Origin of the sequence: Porphyromonas crevioricanis (genome assembly GCF_900167225.1) — a bacterium.
GTDB lineage: Bacteria > Bacteroidota > Bacteroidia > Bacteroidales > Porphyromonadaceae > Porphyromonas > Porphyromonas crevioricanis.
The window spans coordinates 30,793-53,299 of the sequence record NZ_FUXH01000013.1 but is presented as its reverse complement, the minus strand read 5'-3'; the positions used below and the strand labels follow the sequence as shown (position 1 = coordinate 53,299).

Sequence of the window (22,507 nt, the reverse complement as noted above, 5' to 3'; positions counted from 1 at the left end):
CATCTCTCTCAATCGCACCATATTGGAATTGAAACCAAATTGTTTTGTTAGTATGATTTACTTGAATGAACTCTCAATCGCACCATATTGGAATTGAAAAATAGGAAACAGCTCAAGTGCTACACAACAGTTTTGAAATAGTAAATCTCCTTACTGTTGGATAGCTTTACCGGTCTCTTGGGGAATAGAAGAAAAAGGGTATAAAGCCCAACAAAACCCCGACCATAGCATATACGAATATCTTCAGGATGGAGTCCAAACTGACACTATTGAGCAATGATTGCAGAAGCATTTCATCTATTGGAGCGGTATCCATGTAAACAATAAGGCTATCGAAAATAGCAAATAATGCTCCTATCAACCCTCCCAAGAATGGCACTAATGTGACAATATTATTCCTCGAGAATTTCATTAGAAAAATAATCCTTATAAATGCCCCAAGTTAATAAACGCATGGTTAATTCTACATAAGATTCGTATCAATTGGGATTGTAACTAAAGAGTTGACATCGGTCTTTAATTAAGACGATTTTGGGTTATCACCTTCCCAAATTAGCTCTTTGTCTCAATGTAGGGCATCGGTACAGAGCGAGATAGATTTTTAGGGAGTTCTTTCTGGGGTATAGGTAAAGAATTCACTGTTTTTGGAAGAATCATCTACAAGGGGGTTGGAGTTCAAAAGCCTCTTTCTTCTCGCTATTAAACATGATATATTTTGTAAACTTTCGCTTGCAGTGAAAACCCAAAAAACAGAGGAGAAAAAGACTCTGAGAATAGGAGAACACATTCCTTTTTACACTCATCACAGCCACCTTCCAAAATACCGATGAATAGGGCATTTCAGGAGGGTCAAAATTCTCTCCTGAGAGAAATTTTGCTAACATAGGAGAGAGCAATTTTTTTCACAGGAGAGAATTTTTGTTCTCTCCTATGTTAGCAAAAGGTGACTCCTCTCAACCTCAAAAAAGGGAGAGAAAACAGGGTCAAAATATCCCTGATTCGAGCATTAAAAGCACCTTAGGAGAGAAACATAAAAACACATATACAAATATAATAATACAGATCAGGCATTCATACAGAACTCAAATAAGCTCGAAGAAATCCAATAAGAAATGAATGTATGGGACTGCACAATCCGGAAAGAAAAGAATTGAGACTGTTGTACAATACGGTGCTCGATGTATTATTATCGGTGTTCAGATTTGGAGTATGATCTCTTTTTCCTTGATCTCAATGTCTTCATGATTGCCACGTTCTACAGGGTTCAGCAAAAAGGCTATTGAAATAGTCTTTCAGAGACTGTGCAACGGTCTCATAATTGAAAGTGAAAGTAAGAGAGAATCCATCGCTCTTACTTCAATCTTTTGCTTTCAATCCTCTCAAAATAAAGATGCCTGTCAAGAGCCATTATGGGCTCTTGACAGGCATCACAATTTATGAAAAAAGAGAAGGGAAAGGGCTGTTGAGGGGGACATAAGCCTTCTGAGGGGCTTATATCCGCGTTATCAAAGCCACAGCAGAAGCAGATATCCCTTCCTGTCGTCCTTCGAAGCCTAATTTCTCTGTTGTGGTTGCTTTGATAGACACAGCTGAAATCTCCAACCGGAGGATGGCTGCTAAAGTCTGACGCATAGCCGGAATATGAGGAGCTAATTTAGGACATTGAGCTGATATGGTAGCATCAACATTGATCACTGTATAGCCCTCCTCAAATAGCAGACTTACCACCTTTGACAATAAGATTTTGCTGTCAATACCTTTGTATGTGTCATCCGAAGGAGGAAAATGTATACCAATATCACCGAGAGCTGCAGCTCCCAACAGGGCGTCACAGATTGCATGACAAAGGACATCTGCATCACTGTGCCCTTGCAAACCGTGCGTGTGTGGCACTTCTATGCCACCCAGCCACAAAGGGAGTCCAGCCTCTAAACGATGCACATCATAGCCATAGCCGATTCGGAAAAGACAGTTATTTGAGGACATGAGATGTGAACTTTACTGGAAATAGATACATCAACGCAAAAGATTGCTAATGCCGTCCATGTCAAAAGCCAATGTAAAACGTAGGGTTTGGTCCAGAGGGTTGTTCTGTACTGTAGAAATCAGATAGGAAGCATCCACACGGAAAACATTCATCTTAAATCCGGCTCCAGCCGTGAAATAGGATAAGTTACCCTTGTCAGGATGTTGATAGTGGTAACCGGTACGAATGAAGAAGCGGTTGTCATAGCTATACTCCATCCCCAAAGACCAATTCACCTCCTGAAACTCCTCTTTGAAGCCACCGTGTGCATCGGAAAAACTTTTGAAAATACCGGCTATCGAACTGGTGTTTCTGTATTCGTCTCTTTGTTTTTGGTATTCCTCATCCGTCATGTCTCCTCTATGTGGAGGGGTGGGCACAAGAAGCTTATTTGCTTCCACATTGAACCCAATTGTGTTATACTCATCCAACGGATAGAGCAGACCAGTCCCCAAATTAAGAGACGTGGGGATGAAACTTGAGCGAGCGTTATCCCCAAAGCTGATTTTCGTCCCAATATTCTTGATGTTGAACCCGAAGGTATACAAGCTTTCTGCATCCCCCAACATAACATATTTGTGCAAAAACCCGGCAACATCGGCTGCAAAAGCAGTTCCTTTACTTGACCCATCCCGAAGACTTCTGTCTGCTTGGATGTATCGGAGTGCCACTCCCATAGAAAAGCTCTCGGAAAGCTGTCTGGAATAACCTAAGTCAATTGCAAATTCATTCGGCTGGGCATCTCCCAAAGAATTCCCCATATCATCGAAAGTGGTCAGCTTCCCCAAAGAGAAGTAACGCAAAGAAGCACTGATTGCCTGATTAGCATCTTGCCCGGGCATATAGTATCCTACCCCTTGCACAAGGTAGATATCATTGACCAACTTCGACAGCCACGGTGTGTATGAGATAGATACACCGGCTTTACTCTGCATGAAAGAGTACTTGGAGAGGTTCCAAAATTGTGAATAAGGATCCGGGGTTGTTGAGGTTCCCTGATCTCCCATACCAGCCGCTTTGGCATCAGGCGATATTTGCATGGAGGGAACTGCTGTGTATACTGTTCGTAAATTTTGCGCTTCAATGCTACCTATAGCTGCAACAGCCACAAGAAGCGAAAGGACTGATTTGAGAGAAAAGATTTTATTCATTGCCAATTTTAATAGTTGCTATATCTTATAATAGTAGGAAAATCACAATACGCTCTGGAAAAACCTTTGCTTGGAGCAGGACTCTTTCCGAGAGATAAACGCACAAAAGTACGCTTTATTGTCAATGTTCGGAGAGGGAGCTTTTGTACCACCAAAGATTGTTACCGTTTTGGATCCTTGGGTGTAAAAATATCATTATCCTGAAGGAGCCTCTTTTCTATATCGGTCTTTATCAAAAATGCGGGAGCAGAGATAAGGGAAATATCTGTTTATAAGTCTAAAAAAACTCACACAGCTTATATTTTCAGAAAACAAGGGGAGAAAAATCCGGAGTTTATGCAAATGCAAAAAGCAAAATAAGTCGATGGAACAGCAAACAACAAGGTCGGTTGTATTTGCTTTTAAGTCCCTTTCTTAAGATAAAATGGAGGAAAAATATCTATTTGCATATCCGATTGAATAAATACCAACTTTATGTCCTTTTCGTCCTTTCTATCAAGCCTCTTTTTATGCTGTAAATAAGTTTTTCGACGCAAAAATAATACATACCTTTGTCGCCGGTGAAAATGAAAATTCGAGAGGCCACCATTCTTGCTCTTGGTGTGTCCCCGATCGGATTTGTCATTTGGGTGTGTTCTTTTTAGAAGAAGTAACTTATGAATGGAAAAACAGTGATCATTGGGGTCATTGGAGCTGATGCGCACGCTGTGGGCAACAAGATTATTGCGTTTGCACTCCAAGGTGCAGGGTACAATGTAGTGAATCTGGGCGTGATGGTATCTCAGGAAGAGTATATCGAAGCAGCCATAGAGACCAATGCCGATGCGATCTTGGTATCCTCGCTTTACGGTCACGGAGAAATTGACTGTAACGGACTGCGAGAAAAGTGTAATGAAGCGGGACTGAAAGATATCCCTCTTTTAGCCGGTGGAAATTTGGTGGTGGGAAAGCAGAACTTCGAAGAGGTAGAAGCTCGGTTCTTAGCCATGGGATTTAACAAGGTGTATCCTCCCGGAACGCCAATCGAACAGACAATAGGAGACCTCGATGCTATTTTGGGCGTAGCCTGATTGGGCAACCGTTGTTGCGATGAAATACCTTACAGTAGACTTCGGTAGCACCTATACCAAACTTACGGCTATAGATGCACAGAAGAGAGAAGTCGTAGCCACAGGGGCTTCTTTTACTACCATTGAGACACATGTGATGGATGGCTTCCGATCCGCTCTGGCTAAGCTGGAGCAGCAATTGGGAGCCCCTTTTGTTTATGACGAATTGCTTTGCTGCAGTTCGGCTGCAGGAGGTCTCAAGATGGTAGCTTTGGGCTTGGTGCCGGAGCTAACCAGCAAGGCTGCCCGTATGGCAGCCTCCAGTGCTGGAGCCAAGGTTGTCAAAACCTATGCTTTCGAGATTTCCAAAGCCGAGCAAGACGAGATTGGCCAAATAAACCCGGACTTGGTGCTGCTTTGTGGTGGCACTGATGGAGGGAATAAGGATGTTATATTGGCAAATGCTCGACGGCTGGTTGCTATAGACAGAGATTTTTCGATCATAGCTGCCGGCAACAAAGCAGCATCCTACGAACTTGAAGAGATATTCAGAGCTTCGGGTAAAAACTACGTCATAACCGAAAACGTGATGCCCTCTTTCAACCGACTCAACATTGAGCCAGCTAAGCAGTGCATCAAAGACTTGTTTATATCTCGTATCGTTCAGGCAAAAGGATTGAGTGAGGCTCAAGCCAATACTCGTTATGAAATTATCCCAACTCCTTTAGCTGTCCTCAATGGCTGTGAACTTTATAGCAAAGGCACCAAGCATACGCCTGGTGTAGGAGATATCGTAGCTGTGGATATGGGAGGAGCCACAACGGATATATACTCCATGTCTGACGGAGCTCCCACAGTGGAACCGGTGATGATCAAAGGTCTGAAAGAGCCCTACAGCAAACGGACAGTAGAAGGGGATCTCGGTATGAGATACAGCCTTTCTGCCCTCGGAGATGAAGTAGATGTGTATGCCATAGCTTGTGAGCTGGGCATAGAGGAATCTCTGGTCTTAGATTGGGTCGCTCGTTGTACCGAACATCCCGACACACTGGCACAGGAAGATACCGTGGAGCATCGTATAGAAGAGGCTCTTGCAAAAGCTGGTATCTCATTGGCTGTGGAGCGTCATACAGGCGAAATAGAAAGTGTGTATACCCCTATGGGTCAGGTATTTACCCTTACTGGTAAAGATTTATCTAATGTGCCTTATGTAATCGGTATCGGAGGTGTCTTGATCAATAGCCCAAGAGCTGCCTATATCCTTAGTGGAGCCAAATACGATCCGACTCGCATGAAGCATACAAAACCTAAGAATCCCAGTTATCTGCTTGACCGCAGATACATCTTTGCCTCCATGGGCTTGCTTTCAGCGATAGATCCGGAACTGGCCCTGGAAATAATGAAAAAAGAAATAGTACCCATCAACTAATAAGACGCAGGACTGCGTATTACGTATGGAAATCAAGAACAAAAAGCTATCAGATGATGTCTTCTTTGCCGAGCGCAAGGAAATCCTACAACATTGGCCTACAGGTGCCGGTGTCAACTTTGAGGAGGCCGTAGCATATCAGAAGTCTATTCCTGAGGAAAAACGCTTTGGAGACAAGCTGCAACAAGCAGACAAGGCTGGAGTTACACTTATCCAACCTCGAGCCGGTGTGGCTCTCTATACAGAGCATATCAAGCTACTTCAGTACCTTGAAACCGAAGGTGGGGCCGATTTGCTTCCCTCTACAGTAGATAGCTATACTCGTCTTAATCGATATACAGAGGCGGAAACTGGTATAGAAAAGAGCAAGGAGAGCGGACGTTCTATGCTCAACGGTTTCCCTATCGTGAATTATGGTGTGGATATCTGTCGCAGGGTTACCTCCAGCCTAAAAAATCCAGTGCAAGTACGTCATGGTACACCTGACGCCCGTCTTCTTACAGAAATATCCATTGCAGGAGGTTTCACTTCTTATGAAGGTGGTGGTATATCTTACAATATCCCATATTCCAAAAATCACTCTTTGGCTCATACTATTGCCTATTGGCAGTATGCAGACAGATTGGTAGGGATGTATGAGGAGGCCGGAGTATCGATCAATCGAGAACCCTTTGGCCCTCTTACCGGTACACTTATTCCTCCCTGCATTTCCAATGCCGTAGCAGTGATAGAAACCCTATTGGCTGCTGAACAGGGAGTTAAGGATATCACAGTTGGTTACGGACAGTGTGGAAACTTGATCCAAGACGTAGCTGCACTTCGCTCTTTGCGTCAGCTAACAGCTGAGTATCTCACTCGCTTCGGATACGAAGGGGTGAAAATCACAACTGTCTTCCACCAGTGGATGGGAGGTTTCCCTCAAGATGAAGCCAAGGCTTTCGGTGTTATCTCATGGGGTTCGGCAGCAGCTGCTTTGGCCAAAGCAACCAAAGTGATTGTAAAGACTCCTCACGAAGCGATGGGTGTGCCGACCAAAGAGGCCAACGCTTCGGGATTACGTGCTACCAAGCAGGTTATCTCTATGCTGCGTGACCAAGACTTTACCTCTATCCCTGCTGTAGTAGCCGAGGGAGATATCATTGTGGAAGAGACCAAGTGTATTTTGGAAAAAGTTCTCGAGCTTGGAGGTGGAGACATCGCCGTTGGCACGGTGCGTGCATTTGAGGCCGGTATCCTCGATATTCCATTTGCTCCCAGTCGTTATAATGCAGGCAAAGTGATGCCGGCACGCGACAACTTTGGAGCCGTACGAATCCTTGAAATGGGACATTTGCCTTTACACAAAGATTTGGTCGATTTCCATCGTGCTAAGCTGGAAGAAAGGGCTAAGAGCGAAAAACGAGATGTAAACTTCAACATGGTAATAGACGATGTTTATGCCATTGGCAAGGGCTTCCTGGTTGGAAGACCTAAATAAATCAGGTAATACAACATATACCACAATATAGTATCATTCTATCATGAAGATCAAGAAAGTTATTTGTGCGCCGGGGAAGACGGGGTTCTTCTTTGACGATCAGAAAGCAATCAAGTTGGGTGCGAAAAATGATGGTGCATTCTACACCGGCAGCCCTGTAACCGAAGGATTCAGCTCTGTACGTCAGGCCGGTGAATCTATCTCCGTAATCTTCCTGCTCGAAGATGGCAGCATAGCACATGGAGACTGTGCCGCTGTACAATATTCAGGAGCCGGAGGTCGAGATCCACTATTTCTTGCTGAGAACTTTATCCCCATCATAGAAAAAGAGATTGCTCCTCTATACGAGGGTCGTGAGATCACCAATTTCCGTGAAATGGCCAATATCGTGGACAAGCACGTAAGTCCATCCACTGGTAAGATTTATCATACAGCAATCCGTTATGGTGTGACACAGGCTTGTCTAGATGCCGTAGCCAAGAGCCAACACAAGCTTATGGCACAAGTCGTTGCCGATGAATATGGCACGACAGTCTCCGATAAGCTAATCCCCATCTTCTCTCAGTCTGGTGATGATCGTTACCAGAATGCAGACAAAATGATCATGAAAGGTGCCGAGGTACTGCCTCATGCTCTTTTCAACCATGTGGAAGAGAAAGTTGGTCTCAAGGGAGAAAAAATAGTTGCCTACCTCGAGTGGCTGCGTAACCGTATTCTGAATAACAAGCCTTTTGAAAGCTATAATCCTACCATCCACATTGATGTATATGGAACTTTGGGGCTTGTCTTTGACAACAACTTCGAAAATATTGCCAACTATATCGGAGAATTGGAGAAGGTGGCTGCTCCTTTCAAACTTCGAGTAGAAGGCCCCGTAGATATGGGAGAAAAACAAGCTCAGATAGAAGCTTTGGCCGAGATACGCCGACTAATGGAAAGCAAAGGAATCAAGGCCGAAATCGTTGCAGACGAGTGGTGTAATACCTTGGAAGATATCATCGACTTCACAGAGGCCAAAGCCGGACACATGGCTCAAATCAAGACCCCCGACCTTGGCGGTATCAATAATGCCATTGAAGCCGTTATCTACTGCAAGAATCACCAGATGGGAGCCTATCTGGGCGGTACTTGTAACGAAACAAATCGCTCGGCAGAAATATGCGCACATATTGCCATGGCTACACAGCCTGTACAGTATTTGGCCAAACCAGGCATGGGTGTAGATGAAGGCTATATGATCGTTTTCAACGAGATGAGTCGAGTACTTGCACTGAAGAATGTACTCTAAACACTAATCACATATTTGGCGAAGGGGAGTTCTGACCTGCCTGTTCGGAGCGTGCCAGCTTGATCCGAACGTTTTTCGGATCGGATAGTCGAGGCGGAAGTTCCCTTCCCAATGAAAAATATCACTTCTTACTATGGAAGAAATCAGAATCTTATCGCCTACAGCGATTTTGGGCTATGGCTTCCCGATAGAGTCTTTTAACGAGGGAATGAAACGCAAACCACATGTGATTGCTGTGGATGCCGGAAGTACAGATCCTGGTCCATATTATCTGGGAGCGGGTAAGTCCTTTACTGATCGCAATAGTGTAAAACGTGATTTGGAGATAATGATCCCCGCAGGGTTGGAAGCCGGTATACCGGTTATTATCGGTACTGCTGGCGGTTGTGGTGGACATCCACACGTGGCTTTTGCTGTGGATATCATAGAGGAAATTGCCAGAGAGAAAGCTCTCTCTTTCAAATTGGCAGTTATCGAGAGCGAGTTGGATAAGGAATTTGTCAAGAAGAATCTGCGAGAGGGCCGAATCGAACCTCTTAAGCCGGCTAAAGCAATTACAGAGTCTGACATCGACGAGAGTGTACGTATAGTATGCCAAATTGGAGAAGAACCATATATCAAGGCTTTGGAGGAAGGAGCACAGGTTATACTGGCAGGTCGCTCTTACGATCCGTCTGTTTTTGCATCTCTGCCAATCAAAGAAGGTTTCCCCAAAGGATTAGCTATCCATATTGGTAAAATCCTCGAATGTGCAGCTATTTGCGCCTTGCCTGGTAGTGGTAGTGACTGTATGTTCGGCTATCTGCGTCACGATAGTTTTACTCTGGAACCTTTGTCTCCGGCACGTAAATGTACCACTTTGTCTATCGCAGCCCATACTCTCTACGAAAAATCCAATCCTTACATCTTGCCCGGTCCCGGAGGTGCAATCAATTTGCATCAGACTACATTCGAGCAGGTCTCGGACAATATGGTGAAAGTCAGTGGATCTAAGTTCGAACCGACTTCTGAGTACTATGTAAAACTCGAAGGAGTACGCAAAGTGGGATACCGTACCATTTCTCCTGCTGCAACAAAAGATCCTATCATGATTTCAAAAATAGATGAGATCGTAGAGGCCGTGAAAGCAAGAGTGCGGAATAACTTCGAAACTTACGGTATCACGGACTTCCATTTGGATTTCAAGATCTATGGTAAGAATGGGGTCATGGCCATGTTCCCAGGACAGGAGAAAAAAGTAAGCTCGGATGAGTTACTCATCATTATTGAGGCTGTGGCTGCTACTCAAGCTCAAGCTGATACCATTTGTGGTTTTGCTCGATCTACGATGTTGCACTATGGCTATGAAGGTCGCATATCCACGGCAGGAAATCTGGCTTTCCCTTTCTCTCCGTCGGACTGCCATGTTGGGGAAGTGTTTGAGTTCAATGTTTACCACCTAATGAAGGTAGACGATCCTGCCAATCTTTTCCCTATAGAGTACAAGCAATTCGATAAAGGTCAGATAAAATAAGAGGAGGAATGCAATGAAAGAATACAAGTTGAGAGATCTTGCTTCTGTGATACGCAGCAAGAACTCGGGTCCATACGAATTGACCTTTGATATGATCTTCAAGGACTTCGACACCTACCATATGGTACGAGATGCCAAGGTGATCAATGCTACTATGTTTGCCAAACTATATAGCATACCGGAGTCGGATATTCTCAATGTCGTGTATTTTGATCCGGCTAAAGCCATCAAGGTGACTATCGTTCGTCCGATTCCTTCAGGAGCTCTTGGTGAGACTGATGTTTATGGTGCACAGCAACATGCTCCTCTGATGAACTTTTCATTCAGTCTTTAAGACTCTGTTTTTTATGCGTTTGCAAAAGCGGTGACGGAAATGCCGTTGCCGCTTTTATCTTTTTGCACAGGTTACAATTACAGTATTGAAAGATAATATGATACGTCATATCGAGGCCTCCGATATTACATCTTTAGTCGAAAGACTTTGCATAGAGGCAAATTGCGTTATATCGAAAGACATCGAACAGTGCTTTTTGAGAGCAAAACAAACCGAGAAGTCTCCTTTGGGGCGTGAAATTATCGGGACTCTTTTGCGTAATGCAGAGATTGCTCGCAGCACAATGGCTCCCATCTGTCAGGATACGGGTATGACAGTTGTCTTCGTCGAGATGGGACAAAATATCCATATCAATGGCGGATTTATAGAAGATGCTATCAACGAGGGTGTAAGACAAGGCTACCAAAAGGGGTATTTGCGCAAGTCTGTTGTCCGAGATGCTCTTTTGCGAGAAAATACAGGAGATAATACCCCGGCTATTATTCACTACGAGATAGTGCCGGGGGATGTGTTTCGTATTACCGTTTCACCGAAAGGCTTCGGAAGTGAAAACAAAAGTGATCTGCAAATGCTCACCCCAGCTCAAGGAATCCCCGGAATAAAGAAAGTTGTTTTGGACACAGTCAGCCACGCCGGTGCTAATCCCTGTCCCCCTATTATCGTGGGAGTAGGTATTGGCGGTACGATGGAGAAAGCTGCTTTAATGGCCAAGAAAGCCTTATTGAGACCAGTGGGGCAGCATAGTGAAAGGGAGGATATTGCGAAGCTGGAAGAAGAATTGTTGGACGAAATCAATAAGTTGGGCATAGGCCCAGCTGGATTCGGGGGATCTACAACAGCCATGGCTGTAAATATAATCACCGGACCTACTCATATAGCAGGCTTGCCTGTAGCTGTGAATATTGGTTGCCATGTGACCCGTCATGCTGAAGGTTCTATCTAAAATGTAATAGCTATGCAAGAGAAAATAATTATCACGCCTCCTTTCACTACCGATATTATACGATCCCTTCATGCAGGAAATATGGTCTATATCACAGGTACTATCTATACTGCACGAGATGCGGCACATTTGAGGCTGGTGGAGATGTTGGATAGAGGAGAATCTATGCCATTTGATTTTGAGGGACAGGCTGTGTACTATGCTGGTCCTTGTCCGGCCAAACCCGGTCAGGCTATTGGTTCGGTTGGACCGACTACGGCTGGACGTATGGATCCTTATTCACCTAGATTGATAGCCGAGGGACTAAGGGTAATGATCGGAAAGGGGTTACGATCTCCCGAAGTTGTAGAGAGTCTGAAAAAGTATACAGGGGTCTTTTTTGCTGCAATTGGAGGAGCAGCGGCATTGATGGGGCAATCTGTGAAAAAAGCAGAAGTAATAGCTTTCCCCGAACTTGGCACGGAGGCTATTCGCAAGCTGTATGTAGAAGAATTGCCTGTGATTGTTGCTGTGGATTGCTATGGACAGGATGCCTATGCTCAGGGTAGGAGTCTCTACGAAGAGAAGAGTTGAAAGCAGATCTTAGGTATTTAGTAGCTCGTAGAGCTGAGCTTCGAGACCTTGCTTGGAGAGGCTTACATTTAGAAAGAACCTAATCAATCCGCTCCTTAAAATGCCTATTGTACCTTCAAGGGGATGTGATTGATTCACTCAAACGAGGGTGTGTCGTAATTCTGTTTAGAGTTAAGAGTACTATCATTTGTATAGAAGAACCGCTACCAAAAGGATAAAATCCTATTTGATAGCGGTTTTCTTGTATGATTAAGATGTCATTTATCTCTTTTTTTGATAGCTGGAAAATCCATTTCAGAATCATGCCACATCCTCGTTTTTCATTTATACCAGTTTAATGTGCTGCAATTAAAGACACGAGGTATCGAATTTGTGCTATTCATCTAAAATATTTCTCTTTTTAGAATACTCCCCTTCCATCTTTAATAAGCGTATCGGGCAAAAGTTTCCGGCGCCAGAGTAGCTATTTTCCAACCGAGGAAAACGAACTTTCCAAAGGAGGAAAACAAACTTTCCAACTGTGGAAAATATACTTTCCAGCGGTGGGCAATTGAGAGGCGAGGGTTCAACACGCCGCTTGCCATCATTCATCTTGTTTCAATTCCAATATGATGCAATTGAAAGAGTACCCTTCTCTCACAAAATTTTCATACGGGAAAGCTCAGCCCTAATATAGCGAGCATCCCACCCTATATGCTGCGAACAGTCCTATTCTTGATAGGGAGGGTCACTTGCGAGAAACCTCATACTGCATACGCAAGAGTATTGCGTCTACTTAAGTAATGAGAAATGCTTAGCCAGCGTGAATGAACAAACAAGAAAACAACCAAAATAGTGATGTCAAACACAAAGACGAGAAATTTAGCTGACACTCTTTTTCGGACACTACCGAACACGAAAAACAACTAAGCCTTGGGAAGACTTAGTTACTATTCCAACACAAATTGCAATTCCTTAAAGGCAAACATCCGTCTCTGCCCTCCTTCTTCTTCCAAGCAAATCAACCCATTAGGTAATACACGTTCTATTCTGGCGAAAAATTGCGATCCTCCACCAACATAAGGATGATAGCCCTCCCGTCGATATAAATGACACAAATACTCCTGATGCAAGCAATCTAAGCCCTTCGCTGTCTCAAGCATTGCCACATAGAGATCCAACGTTTGGCAGTAATGCTCCACAAGAGTGGTTATATCATGGGAATGACCGGATATTTGGCGGATTGATATCGGATTAGGGAGATTAGTGGGGAAAGAGGTTTCATTTACATTGATCCCTACCCCTAAAAGAGAATAGTCAAGCCCATCTCCCGTAATGCTATGCTCTATCAAGATGCCACCCAGCTTGCGGTCTCCGTAATAAAGATCATTTGGCCACTTCAAACTTAATTTGTCCGACTCCGGCAAATAGGTTTTCACCGTCTCCAAAGCTACAAGGGCAACTAATTCGGAAATAAAAAACTGCTCTGTGGCTTTGAGATTTGTTTCTAAATAGGTCGTTAAGGTAATGTTCTCCCCCCTTGGAGTATACCAAGTGTTACCTTGCTGACCTCGCCCTCCCGGTTGTGCATCCACAACAATGGTTGTAGGTGAGGAATAACAAACACCCCGAGCCAATTCGTCACGGATATAAGTATTGGTACTGGGTAGGGAATCGAAGTGAAACAATCGATGTGTCATAATCACCATTCCTCTATCAATTCATCGCAAACAGATGCCAAAGGCTCTACCTTACGAACAGATGCAGGCAGCTTCTTTATGATCAGACAATAGCTATGGTGTATGAGCTTGCAAATCTGCTCGTCCGAAAGATCCGATTGCAGAGCTATTTGGTTCCAATGCTTCTTGTTCATGTGATAAGCAGGCTCTACAGCACGATATTTCTCTCTCAAACGGATTGCCAAATCCGGATCGCACTTGAGACTGATGCGCATAGGGCGAGCTGAGAGAGAAGTAAGGGCAAATATTTTGCCAGAAACACGAAAGACAAGAACATCTTCGTCAAAGGGCATATCTTCGGTGGCTAAAGGGAAAGAGAGGCAGTATTCTTCAGCTTGGAGCGTGTTCATAATAATATGTATTTTTGCTTTGGAAGCTTTCGGTAGCACAACTCTCCCGATGAATCCAGGGAAGAGCCGAGTTGTGACTACTACAGGCACAACAGACAAATGTAATGAATAAGCTAATCTTCGCTACAAACAATCCCCACAAATTGCAAGAGGTGCAGCAGATGCTCGCCGGTAAATATCGAATAGTTAGCCTGGAAGAGCTGGGTTGCCATGAAGAAATACCGGAGACGGCTGATTCCCTGCAAGGGAATGCCCTGATGAAAGCTCGCTACATTCACCAGAAATACGGGGTTTATTGCTTTGCCGACGATACGGGCTTGGAAGTCGAAGCCTTGGATGGCGCCCCAGGTGTGTATTCTGCCCGCTATGCAGGGGAACATTGCAGTCCGGCCGACAACAGACAAAAACTCTTGGCTGCACTGAAAGAAGTAGCATCTCCGAGGAAAGCTCGCTTTCGCACCGTAATAGCCCTGATAGACGAGAAAGGCGAACATTGCTTTGAGGGAGCCGTGGAAGGCGAAATCACTACAGCCGAATATGGAGACGCAGGTTTTGGATATGACCCAATTTTCAAACCCGATGGTTATCAACAGACATTTGCTCAAATGACCGGTGAACAGAAGGGAGAAATCAGTCATCGAGGCAAGGCAATCCAAAATCTGGCCGAATATCTAAACCAATGAAAATCAAAACATTTTTCTTTTGGCTGACTTTTTCTCTCTGTTGCATGAGCTTTTGGACAGAGGGGAAAGCACAACAGCAGAGCCAAAACAGATGGCGGACTTTACTTTCATACTACCGAACCGTTGCCATAGCAGACACTGACACTCGAGTTTTCGGTGTTTCTGAAGGAGGAGGACTCTACTCCGTCTCCAAATCTGATTCAGAAGACATTCGTTATTACGACAGAACAACCGGTCTCAGCGAATCGGACATACACCGCATCGGCTACGACAAAGCCTCTCAAACCCTTGTCATCTATTACAGAAGTGGAAATATAGATCTCCTAACTCCCAGTGGAGTAAGCAACTTGCCTGCCATTCGAGACAATACACGCCTGATGAACAAGACCTTAGCAAGGATGTGCTTTGGAAATGGAAGAATTTATCTGGCAGGTGGTTTCGGTATTATGGTTATAGACCCGGACAAGATGGTTGTACTGGGCACCTACCAACAAGGCAAAAATGTAATCGACCTTGCCTTGATCGGAGAGAATAAACTCTGGGCTTTCTGTGAAGGAAAACTAATAGAGGGTGTTGAGACCGATAATCTACAAGACCCCTACTATTGGAAAGAAATCAATCTACCCCTCAAATCCAAGGAGCAGGTACTGGGATTGGCAGTGGCAGCGGGCAACCCCATTCTCCACTTAGAAGGCGGACGGCTCGTGCGCTACATCCTCGAAACAAACAAAGCCGATACAATCGTATCGCCACTCTTACCCGAGAAACAATACATCCACAGCATCGCTTCTTCACCACATGGATACATAGCCAAAGGGGAAGGGCAGGCTTATATCTTCCGCCAAGACAAAGAGGACTACAAAATCCTTCAAACAGAATGGGCGGAAGACTTCGGTTGGTACAGCTCCGCCGAACAGATTTGGCTTGCCATGGGGATGGATGGCATTGCCAAGATAAGACCGACAGAAGAGACTCCCAAAGTGGAGAGATTGGGGATAAATATGAGCAACACTCCTTCGGATGACAAATATTTCTACTCCACATTCTCACAAGGGCGTTATTTTTCCGTGAGTGGAGGCCGAGGATCTTACCGCTTCGGCATTCCTTTCTCTTTGAAGATATATGATGGACACAAGTGGACCAACTTCTCTCAAAAAGAAGTAGAGGAGGTAAGTGACGCCACATCGGTAGCTGTTGATCCCAAGAATCCCGGGCACTACTTTGTATCTACCCACGGAGAGGGCCTGATCGAATTCAAAGACAATCAATACTACAAGACCCACGACGGAAGCAACAGTCCCATCCGCTCAGCAAAAAACCTCGGAGCTGGGTACTATCGGGTAGGCTCTCTCTGTTATGACCGCTATGGCAACCTTTGGATGACACAAAATGAAGTAGCAGAACAGGTTGTGCTGATGCTGGACGCCGACGGCAACTGGCAGACGCCTCAGTATACGCAAATACGTCCGGACAATGCCCATGGACATATGGTGGCGGTAGGTGGAGACATACATTGGCTGGCCATTTACCATGAAAATACAGGTGTGTATGTATTCGATGCCTCTCCCAAACTCGGGGGGAAAGGTGGTGAAGCTGTTTACTACTCCACTCTAAGCGACCGAAATGGCAAAGCAATCCCTGCCTCCTCTTTCCACTGCATGACTCTTGACCGGGGGGGAGTTCTTTGGTTAGGCTCCGATGCCGGTATCTGCTCTATACATTCTCCGTCCGGAGCCATCAAACGTCCACCGGTTGCTTCCAGACCAATTGCTGGTGAAGAACCCAACCTCTACTACGTGTTGGACAATGTGAGTGTAAGAGCTATAGTTGTAGACCGGCTCAATCATAAGTGGATAGGAACTTTGGGCAATGGACTCTTTTTGATGAATGAGGATTGCACGGAGATCTTACGCCAATACAAGACGACAAACAGCCCTATCTTATCAGACAACATCGCAACCCTCAGCCTCGATGAAAATAATGGAATTCTATATATCGGTACTGACAAGGGACTAATGTCACTCTCCACTGGAGGAGAGACCGCCTCGGATGAGGTACTGGAAAAAATATATGCTTGGCCCAATCCTTTGCGACCAGAACAGCCCGATATGATCACAATAGAGGGACTAAAAGCTGGCTGCAATGTAAAGATTATCAATACACAGGGGCGACTCCTCTTTGAAGAAAACACCATTGACGATAGACTGCTCTGGAATGCACGTAATGCAGACGGAAGTCGTGTAGATAGTGGGATATACCATATACTGGTATACGACCCAGAAACCAAGGCCAAGACCAAACTATCTGTGGCAGTAATCAAATAGCAAAGATTACTCCGGAAAGCCCCCATGAAGAGTGACATATAAATGACACAACAATACATCAAATGAAAAGACAAGTATTCCTACTGACAGCCCTGGCACTTGCCTTGCAAACCATGCCTTCGGCTGCACAAAAAGATGGAGGCATATCGTCCGATATGCTCCAAGAGATCAAGTCCGCTTTTCAGCACACTCCCTCCGACATTGCAATCCGCAATGCCGTCATGGCTAATGGGATGAAAGCCCTTGTTACAAATGCGGATCACATCAGCCATCTGGATGATCATTTCTCACACAGGGTCAAGAGCAAAGGTATTTCAGACCAAAAACAAAGTGGTCGTTGTTGGCTTTTTACAGGCTTGAATGTCATGCGTGCTCCTATCATTGAGCAATACGGCTTAGATGCATTCTTTTTCTCCCACAACTATAGTTTCTTCTATGACCAACTGGAGAAAGCCAACCTATTTCTTCAATCCGTAATTGACACAAAAAATCTGGATCGCAACGATCGGGAAGTGGAATGGCTCTTCCAGCATCCTATCGGAGATGGAGGGCAATTCACCGGAGTGTCGGATAATATACTCAAGTATGGTCTTGTACCACAGTCTGTGATGCCGGAGACCCTCAACAGCAACAATACACAGCAGTTGGGTTCTATGCTGGCACAGGTACTTCGGCAAGGAGGGATACGCATCCGGCAGTCGGCAGCGACCAAAGCCTCTCCCTCTAAACTCCAACAGCAGAAAGTGGAGATCCTCAAACAGGTCTACCGCCTGCTCGTATTGAACCTGGGTGAACCTCCTACGAAATTTGAATACACACTGAGAGATAAGGGTGGCAAAATCCTCTCCACAGAGACTTATACGCCTCAATCTTTCTACCAAAAGTTCGTTGGGAAAGACTTGAAAAACGACTTTATCATGGTCATGAATGATCCTTCTCGTCCCTACCATCGTCTCTACAGCATAAAATATGACAGACACAGCTATGACGGGAAAAACTGGACTTACGTCAACCTCCCTATCGAAGAGCTGAAAGAATTGGCAATCGCCTCTATCAAAGACAACACTATGCTCTACTACAGTTGCGATGTGGGTAAAAGCCTTGACAAGAAGCGAGGCTTCCTCGACCTTGATCAATACGATTACGAGTCCTTGCTCGGTATCAAGTTCGATATGAACAAGCAAGAGCGTATCGAGTCTTACGACAGTGGATCTACCCACGCCATGACCTTGGTGGCCGTAGATCTGGACAAAAATGGGAAGCCAAAAAAATGGATGGTAGAGAACAGTTGGGGAGCCGAAGCCGGCATGTCCGGTTACTTGGTGATGACAGACGATTGGTTCGATGCCTACACTTTCCGCATAGTAGTAGACCGCAAATACGCTTCAGAAAAAGTATTGAAAATACTCGATACAAAACCCGCCTTGCTACCACCTTGGGATCCTATGTTTGCCCCTGAAAACTAATCCATAAATTACGATAGAGGACCACTGCATCCCTTGCAGTAGTCTCACAATAAGAACCACCCCTGGTACTGCCATAAGGTCAGTATCAGGGGTGTTTTTTTGGCATTTTGGAGCCCAAGTAAAGAGGCTCATTTGGAAGTAATCAGTTGAAGTTGTCACACAACCTTGTATGCTTTCATACTTCTTATGATCTCAGCAGCTGCACGGTCGGAACAACCCGGAGCTCCTATCTTCTGCTTCAATTGGTCATACTCACCGAGCATACGATTACGCTCTGGTGTATCGGGCAACAACAAGTCCAATTCTCTGGCTACAGTCTCTGGAGTACAGTCGGCAGACAACAACTCACGAACCACCGGACGATCCATAATCAAATTGACCAGCGAAAAATAGCGAATAGGAAAGAGATAATCGAATATCCAATTAGCTGCCCTCAGACCCACAAAGCGATAACAGACCACTTGAGGACAACCAAGCAAAGCAGTCTCCAACGTAGCTGTCCCACTTGTCACCAAAGCGGCTCTGGCTACTCTCAACAGAGGATAGGTTTTGCCAAATATCAAGGATACGGAAGTCTCTCTCAAATAGGAGGCATAGTCCGAAGATGAAAGACCCGGAGCACCAGCCAATACAAAATGAATATGAGGATAACGCTCGGCTACCTTGAGCATTACAGGCAAATTCTCCTTCAGCTCCTGCTTACGGCTACCTGCCAACAAGGCAACAATAGGTCGCTCATCTGTGGGATCCAGCCCCAGATCCGACAAAGTCGGGCGAGGAGCTTCCAAGCAGGTAGAAAGGGCATCCATGCAAGGATTACCGACATAAGTAACGGACAAGTTGTGCGGAGTGAAAACTTTGGGCTCAAAGGGCAGTATACACAATCCCAAATCGGTATATCTGGCCAAAGACTTCAAGCGGTGCCGTCTCCAAGCCCAAACCTTCGGCACTATATAGTAAGCCACATAGAAGTGTTGGCTATGTGCAAAAGGCAAGATATACCGCAAATTAAATCCACCATAATCTACCGGAATCACGACATCAGGGGAGAAGGTCAACATAGCCTGCTGTACTTTGGTGGCAATGGCTCTAATCTGTGACATATGCAACAAGACCTGCACAAAGCCCATATAGGCCATCTCTCTATAATGCACCAAGGGAGCGGTGCCGGCAACTTCCGCCATGGCATCGCCCCCCGTATACATAAAAGAGGCCTGAGGATCCAACCGAAGAATAGCACGCATCAGGTTAGAGGCATGCAGATCTCCGGAGGCTTCTCCTGCTACAAGAAAATACTTCATCCTCTTAGTAGATCCTAAGCTTCAAAAGAAGCAAAATCCTCCCCGAGTGTTTGTAGATACTCGTATTTGGTCATATTGGTATGAATGGGAGTAAGAGTGGCATATCCATCATTAAGGTACTCCACATCACCCATTACAGAGGGTTCTTTGCTTTCTTGCCAGCCCGACATCCAATAGTAGGTACTTCCTTTGGGAGAGGTAACTGTATTGTATTCTTTCACGAAACGCCCATTGGTTTGGGGACAAACTTTCAATCCCTTGGGTTTGCCTTTAGGTAAATTCAGGCTCAAGAATGTATGTTCCGGCAACGAAGTTCCAAGGATGTAGCGAGCCACTTGCACTGCATACTCAGCTGCATATTGCATATCCGTGTGTGCCTCGAAATCATTGAGGGAAACAGCCAGAGAGGGAACCCCGGCTATCGAGCCTTCCATAGCAGCCCCTAATGTTCCTGAATAAATCACACATATACCATCATTACGACCATGGTTGATACCACTGACCACAAGATCTGGCTTCTCTTCCCTAAAAAGAGTATTCATCGCCAACTTCACGCAATCCACAGGCATACCAGAAGTGCTATACACCGCTACCCCATCTATCCAGTCCTTGCGCTCTTTGAGCGAAATAGGAGTGGAGGACGTAATGGCTCCGGAAGCTCCCGAACGCGACTCATCGGGAGCAAGGATCGTGACTTCACCTAGCTCACGGAGAGCCAATGACAACTCTCTGATCCCCTGGGCTCGGTAACCATCATCGTTGACGACCAAGATACGTATAGACTTGCTCATTCTTCCTCCTCCGGTACTATGCGATCCAACTTGACTACAAAACGCAATCCCGTATAAGGCTCTATACCACGAGCCCTATCTCCCATCTCCTTGTAAGCCAGATACCAAGGGGTTATAATCTCTGCTTCATCGCCTTCCAGCATGTTTTGCAGGCCAATGGCAAAGCCTTCCACAGAGGCTTTATCTCCACGATGGAGATAAAGCAGATCCGGTTTTTCCTTGGCATAGTTTCCATCCAATAAGCGTCCACTTACCAATTCATAAGCTTGATAGTGTACATAGACACGGCTTGTGGCGATGGGATTTGTTTTGCCATCTCCCTTGTGCAGCCATTTCATATACACGAAGGCTGTACTTCCGTCTACTTGGGCCTTGGTGTATTCTTTTTTGGAAGCATACTCCCTAAAAGCGGCCTCATTGTCGATTCGCCAACGCGTTACTCTGTCTTCTGTCTTATCGCAAGACACCCCACTCCACGCTACTACAGAGAGAAGCAGTAGGGAGTATATGAAAGACGTGATTCTATTTTGCTTGTGCGTCATTCGTGATCTATTTTCTTCAACAGGGCTTTCATGCTAACATTTTCGCCCACGATATTTCTAATGGAGTCTATAGTAATGCGCTCCTGACTCATACTGTCTCGGTCTCTCAAAGTAACCGTACCGTCCTCCATCGTCTGATGGTCTATAGTGATACAGTAGGGAGTACCAATAGCGTCTTGTCTGCGGTATCGACGGCCGATAGAATCCTTCTCATCGTATTGGCAACTGAAATCGAAGCGCAGGTCCGTGAGGATCTCTCTGGCTTTATCGTCTAAGCCGTCTTTCTTGACCAAAGGCAAAACAGCCAGCTTCACAGGAGCCAAAGGAGCCGGTAATTTGAGTACAACACGAGTTTCGCCTTTATCGGTAGTTTCTTCTGTATAGGCAGCCGAAAGGATAGAAAGGAACATACGATCCAAGCCTATGGAAGTCTCAACTACATAAGGGATATAGTTTCGATTCAGCTCGGGATCGAAGTACTGCATCTTCTTGCCACTGAACTCTTCGTGTCGCTTGAGGTCGAAATCTGTCCGACTATGAATTCCTTCCACTTCTTTGAAGCCGAAAGGCATCTCAAACTCGATATCGGTAGCAGCATTGGCATAGTGAGCCAATTTGTCATGATCATGGAAACGATACTTCTGAGCACCGAAGCCAAGAGCCTGATGCCAGCTCATACGAGTGCGTTTCCACTTCTCGAACCAATCCAATTCCTCGCCCGGACGAACAAAGAACTGCATCTCCATCTGCTCGAACTCACGCATACGGAAAATAAACTGCCGTGCCACGATCTCATTTCGGAAAGCCTTCCCAATCTGGGCTATACCGAAGGGTAATTTCATGCGGCCAGTTTTCTGTACATTGAGAAAATTGACAAAGATACCCTGAGCTGTCTCCGGACGCAGATACACCTTCATTGCACCATCGGCCGTAGAGCCCATTTCGGTAGCAAACATGAGATTGAATTGCCGAACCTCGGTCCAGTTGCGAGTACCACTGATAGGACAAACGATCTCACAATCAAGAATAAGTTGTCTCAGGGCCTCCAGATCATTCTCATTCAGCGCAGTCGCGAAGCGACTATGTACCTCTTCTCGTTTGGCGGCATACTGCAGAATTCTCGGGTTCGTCTGACGAAACATTGCCTCATCGAACGTCTCCCCAAATCGTTTGGCCGCCTTGGTAACCTCTTTGTCTATCTTCTCATCTATCTTGGCCAGATAGTCTTCAATGAGGACATCCGCACGGTAGCGTTTTTTCGAGTCCTTGTTGTCTATCAACGGATCATTGAACGCATCGACGTGGCCAGATGCTTTCCAGATCTTCGGATGCATGAATATGGCAGAGTCTATCCCCACCACATTGGAGTGCAAAAGCGTCATGGCATCCCACCAATAACGCTTGATATTATTTTTGAGTTCAGAGCCGTACTGCCCGTAGTCATACACGGCCCCCAATCCATCGTAAATCTCGGAAGAAGGAAATACAAAGCCGTATTCCTTACAGTGAGACACTATTTTCTTGAATATATCTTCTTGCTGTGCCATAA

The 22,507-nt window shown here is 45.3% G+C and carries 20 protein-coding genes; 11 read left to right on the top strand and 9 right to left on the bottom strand.

Going from position 1 to position 22,507, the window contains the following annotated elements; all coding sequences use genetic code 11:
• Positions 1-166: 166 nt before the first annotated feature.
• The 3 genes from B5D48_RS07365 to porV form a co-directional block, all read right to left on the bottom strand.
• Complete coding sequence (locus B5D48_RS07365) at positions 167-412, bottom strand: hypothetical protein (RefSeq protein ID WP_023937042.1); 246 nt, start codon at positions 410-412, stop codon at positions 167-169.
• Between the two features lie 1,079 nt (positions 413-1,491).
• A complete protein-coding gene (gene ispF, locus B5D48_RS07350; RefSeq protein WP_023937036.1) occupies positions 1,492-1,986 on the bottom strand; it encodes a 2-C-methyl-D-erythritol 2,4-cyclodiphosphate synthase in 495 nt (164 codons plus the stop codon).
• Between the two features lie 30 nt (positions 1,987-2,016).
• Positions 2,017-3,177: a type IX secretion system outer membrane channel protein PorV gene (gene porV, locus B5D48_RS07345; RefSeq protein WP_036888668.1), complete on the bottom strand. Its 1,161-nt coding sequence runs from the start codon at positions 3,175-3,177 to the stop codon at positions 2,017-2,019.
• Between the two features lie 656 nt (positions 3,178-3,833).
• On the opposite strand from porV, the gene glmS reads away from it, so the two are divergent.
• The 8 genes from glmS (at position 3,834) to B5D48_RS07305 (ending at position 11,783) form a co-directional block, all read left to right on the top strand.
• Complete coding sequence (glmS, locus tag B5D48_RS07340) at positions 3,834-4,247, top strand: methylaspartate mutase subunit S (RefSeq protein WP_023937032.1); 414 nt, start codon at positions 3,834-3,836, stop codon at positions 4,245-4,247.
• Between the two features lie 19 nt (positions 4,248-4,266).
• Positions 4,267-5,655 carry a methylaspartate mutase accessory protein GlmL gene (gene glmL / locus B5D48_RS07335; RefSeq protein ID WP_023937030.1) on the top strand — a complete coding sequence of 463 codons (1,389 nt, stop codon included), beginning with the start codon at positions 4,267-4,269 and terminating at the stop codon, positions 5,653-5,655.
• 25 nt (positions 5,656-5,680) lie between these two features.
• A complete protein-coding gene (locus B5D48_RS07330) occupies positions 5,681-7,132 on the top strand; it encodes a methylaspartate mutase subunit E (RefSeq protein WP_023937029.1) in 1,452 nt (483 codons plus the stop codon).
• A 43-nt stretch (positions 7,133-7,175) separates the two neighbouring features.
• Positions 7,176-8,420, top strand: coding sequence for a methylaspartate ammonia-lyase (locus B5D48_RS07325; protein ID WP_023937028.1), 1,245 nt, complete (start codon positions 7,176-7,178; stop codon positions 8,418-8,420).
• 133 nt (positions 8,421-8,553) lie between these two features.
• On the top strand, positions 8,554-9,933 hold the full coding sequence (locus tag B5D48_RS07320; protein WP_023937027.1) for an acyclic terpene utilization AtuA family protein: 1,380 nt from the start codon (positions 8,554-8,556) through the stop codon (positions 9,931-9,933).
• Between the two features lie 13 nt (positions 9,934-9,946).
• The gene (locus B5D48_RS07315) at positions 9,947-10,267 is read left to right on the top strand and encodes a DUF4387 domain-containing protein (protein WP_023937026.1); all 321 of its coding nucleotides are present in this window, start codon (positions 9,947-9,949) and stop codon (positions 10,265-10,267) included.
• A 100-nt stretch (positions 10,268-10,367) separates the two neighbouring features.
• Complete coding sequence (locus B5D48_RS07310) at positions 10,368-11,210, top strand: fumarate hydratase (protein ID WP_036888823.1); 843 nt, start codon at positions 10,368-10,370, stop codon at positions 11,208-11,210.
• A 12-nt stretch (positions 11,211-11,222) separates the two neighbouring features.
• Entirely contained in the window at positions 11,223-11,783 is a 561-nt protein-coding gene (locus tag B5D48_RS07305) for a Fe-S-containing hydro-lyase (protein ID WP_023937024.1), read from the top strand.
• A gap of 929 nt (positions 11,784-12,712) precedes the next feature.
• Here B5D48_RS07305 and B5D48_RS07295 read toward each other — a convergent pair.
• Both B5D48_RS07295 and B5D48_RS07290 read right to left on the bottom strand, forming a co-directional pair.
• Complete coding sequence (locus B5D48_RS07295; protein WP_023937018.1) at positions 12,713-13,462, bottom strand: biotin--[acetyl-CoA-carboxylase] ligase; 750 nt, start codon at positions 13,460-13,462, stop codon at positions 12,713-12,715.
• Positions 13,463-13,464: 2 nt separating this feature from the next.
• Positions 13,465-13,851, bottom strand: coding sequence for an MmcQ/YjbR family DNA-binding protein (locus B5D48_RS07290; protein WP_023937016.1), 387 nt, complete (start codon positions 13,849-13,851; stop codon positions 13,465-13,467).
• Between the two features lie 104 nt (positions 13,852-13,955).
• On the opposite strand from B5D48_RS07290, the gene B5D48_RS07285 reads away from it, so the two are divergent.
• The 3 genes from B5D48_RS07285 to B5D48_RS07275 all read left to right on the top strand — a co-directional run bounded on the left by B5D48_RS07285 (position 13,956) and on the right by B5D48_RS07275 (position 18,324).
• Complete coding sequence (locus B5D48_RS07285) at positions 13,956-14,534, top strand: non-canonical purine NTP diphosphatase (RefSeq protein ID WP_023937015.1); 579 nt, start codon at positions 13,956-13,958, stop codon at positions 14,532-14,534.
• On the top strand, positions 14,531-16,858 hold the full coding sequence (gene porZ, locus B5D48_RS07280; protein WP_023937013.1) for a type IX secretion system anionic LPS delivery protein PorZ: 2,328 nt from the start codon (positions 14,531-14,533) through the stop codon (positions 16,856-16,858). Before B5D48_RS07285 ends, porZ begins: the two co-directional genes overlap by 4 nt.
• A gap of 62 nt (positions 16,859-16,920) precedes the next feature.
• On the top strand, positions 16,921-18,324 hold the full coding sequence (locus B5D48_RS07275) for a C1 family peptidase (RefSeq protein ID WP_023937011.1): 1,404 nt from the start codon (positions 16,921-16,923) through the stop codon (positions 18,322-18,324).
• Between the two features lie 155 nt (positions 18,325-18,479).
• On the opposite strand, the gene lpxB is transcribed toward B5D48_RS07275, so the two are convergent.
• Genes lpxB through B5D48_RS07255 form a run of 4 tightly spaced genes read right to left on the bottom strand, consistent with a single transcriptional unit; the run spans position 18,480 to position 22,505 of the window.
• Positions 18,480-19,625 (bottom strand): lipid-A-disaccharide synthase, encoded by a 1,146-nt coding sequence (gene lpxB / locus B5D48_RS07270; protein WP_023937009.1) that lies wholly within the window; start codon positions 19,623-19,625, stop codon positions 18,480-18,482.
• Positions 19,626-19,639: 14 nt separating this feature from the next.
• Entirely contained in the window at positions 19,640-20,416 is a 777-nt protein-coding gene (surE, locus tag B5D48_RS07265) for a 5'/3'-nucleotidase SurE (RefSeq protein WP_023937007.1), read from the bottom strand.
• Entirely contained in the window at positions 20,413-20,958 is a 546-nt protein-coding gene (locus tag B5D48_RS07260) for an FKBP-type peptidyl-prolyl cis-trans isomerase (protein ID WP_023937005.1), read from the bottom strand. The genes surE and B5D48_RS07260 overlap by 4 nt, the downstream gene beginning before the upstream one ends.
• Entirely contained in the window at positions 20,955-22,505 is a 1,551-nt protein-coding gene (locus B5D48_RS07255) for a glycine--tRNA ligase (RefSeq protein WP_023937003.1), read from the bottom strand. Before B5D48_RS07255 ends, B5D48_RS07260 begins: the two co-directional genes overlap by 4 nt.
• Between the last annotated feature and the right edge of the window lie 2 nt (positions 22,506-22,507).

What these genes read in the sequence shown, in the direction of transcription:
- B5D48_RS07330 (WP_023937029.1), top strand. Translation starts at nt 5,681, where the DNA reads ATGGAAATCAAGAACAAAAAGCTATCAGATGATGTCTTCTTTGCCGAG.
- ispF (WP_023937036.1), bottom strand. Translation starts at nt 1,986, where the DNA reads ATGTCCTCAAATAACTGTCTTTTCCGAATCGGCTATGGCTATGATGTG.
- B5D48_RS07325 (WP_023937028.1), top strand. Translation starts at nt 7,176, where the DNA reads ATGAAGATCAAGAAAGTTATTTGTGCGCCGGGGAAGACGGGGTTCTTC.
- lpxB (WP_023937009.1), bottom strand. Translation starts at nt 19,625, where the DNA reads ATGAAGTATTTTCTTGTAGCAGGAGAAGCCTCCGGAGATCTGCATGCC.
- B5D48_RS07365 (WP_023937042.1), bottom strand. Translation starts at nt 412, where the DNA reads ATGAAATTCTCGAGGAATAATATTGTCACATTAGTGCCATTCTTGGGA.
- porV (WP_036888668.1), bottom strand. Translation starts at nt 3,177, where the DNA reads ATGAATAAAATCTTTTCTCTCAAATCAGTCCTTTCGCTTCTTGTGGCT.
- B5D48_RS07305 (WP_023937024.1), top strand. Translation starts at nt 11,223, where the DNA reads ATGCAAGAGAAAATAATTATCACGCCTCCTTTCACTACCGATATTATA.
- B5D48_RS07315 (WP_023937026.1), top strand. Translation starts at nt 9,947, where the DNA reads ATGAAAGAATACAAGTTGAGAGATCTTGCTTCTGTGATACGCAGCAAG.
- B5D48_RS07260 (WP_023937005.1), bottom strand. Translation starts at nt 20,958, where the DNA reads ATGACGCACAAGCAAAATAGAATCACGTCTTTCATATACTCCCTACTG.
- B5D48_RS07255 (WP_023937003.1), bottom strand. Translation starts at nt 22,505, where the DNA reads ATGGCACAGCAAGAAGATATATTCAAGAAAATAGTGTCTCACTGTAAG.
- B5D48_RS07320 (WP_023937027.1), top strand. Translation starts at nt 8,554, where the DNA reads ATGGAAGAAATCAGAATCTTATCGCCTACAGCGATTTTGGGCTATGGC.
- B5D48_RS07285 (WP_023937015.1), top strand. Translation starts at nt 13,956, where the DNA reads ATGAATAAGCTAATCTTCGCTACAAACAATCCCCACAAATTGCAAGAG.
- B5D48_RS07275 (WP_023937011.1), top strand. Translation starts at nt 16,921, where the DNA reads ATGAAAAGACAAGTATTCCTACTGACAGCCCTGGCACTTGCCTTGCAA.
- B5D48_RS07290 (WP_023937016.1), bottom strand. Translation starts at nt 13,851, where the DNA reads ATGAACACGCTCCAAGCTGAAGAATACTGCCTCTCTTTCCCTTTAGCC.
- B5D48_RS07295 (WP_023937018.1), bottom strand. Translation starts at nt 13,462, where the DNA reads ATGACACATCGATTGTTTCACTTCGATTCCCTACCCAGTACCAATACT.
- glmL (WP_023937030.1), top strand. Translation starts at nt 4,267, where the DNA reads ATGAAATACCTTACAGTAGACTTCGGTAGCACCTATACCAAACTTACG.
- porZ (WP_023937013.1), top strand. Translation starts at nt 14,531, where the DNA reads ATGAAAATCAAAACATTTTTCTTTTGGCTGACTTTTTCTCTCTGTTGC.
- glmS (WP_023937032.1), top strand. Translation starts at nt 3,834, where the DNA reads ATGAATGGAAAAACAGTGATCATTGGGGTCATTGGAGCTGATGCGCAC.
- surE (WP_023937007.1), bottom strand. Translation starts at nt 20,416, where the DNA reads ATGAGCAAGTCTATACGTATCTTGGTCGTCAACGATGATGGTTACCGA.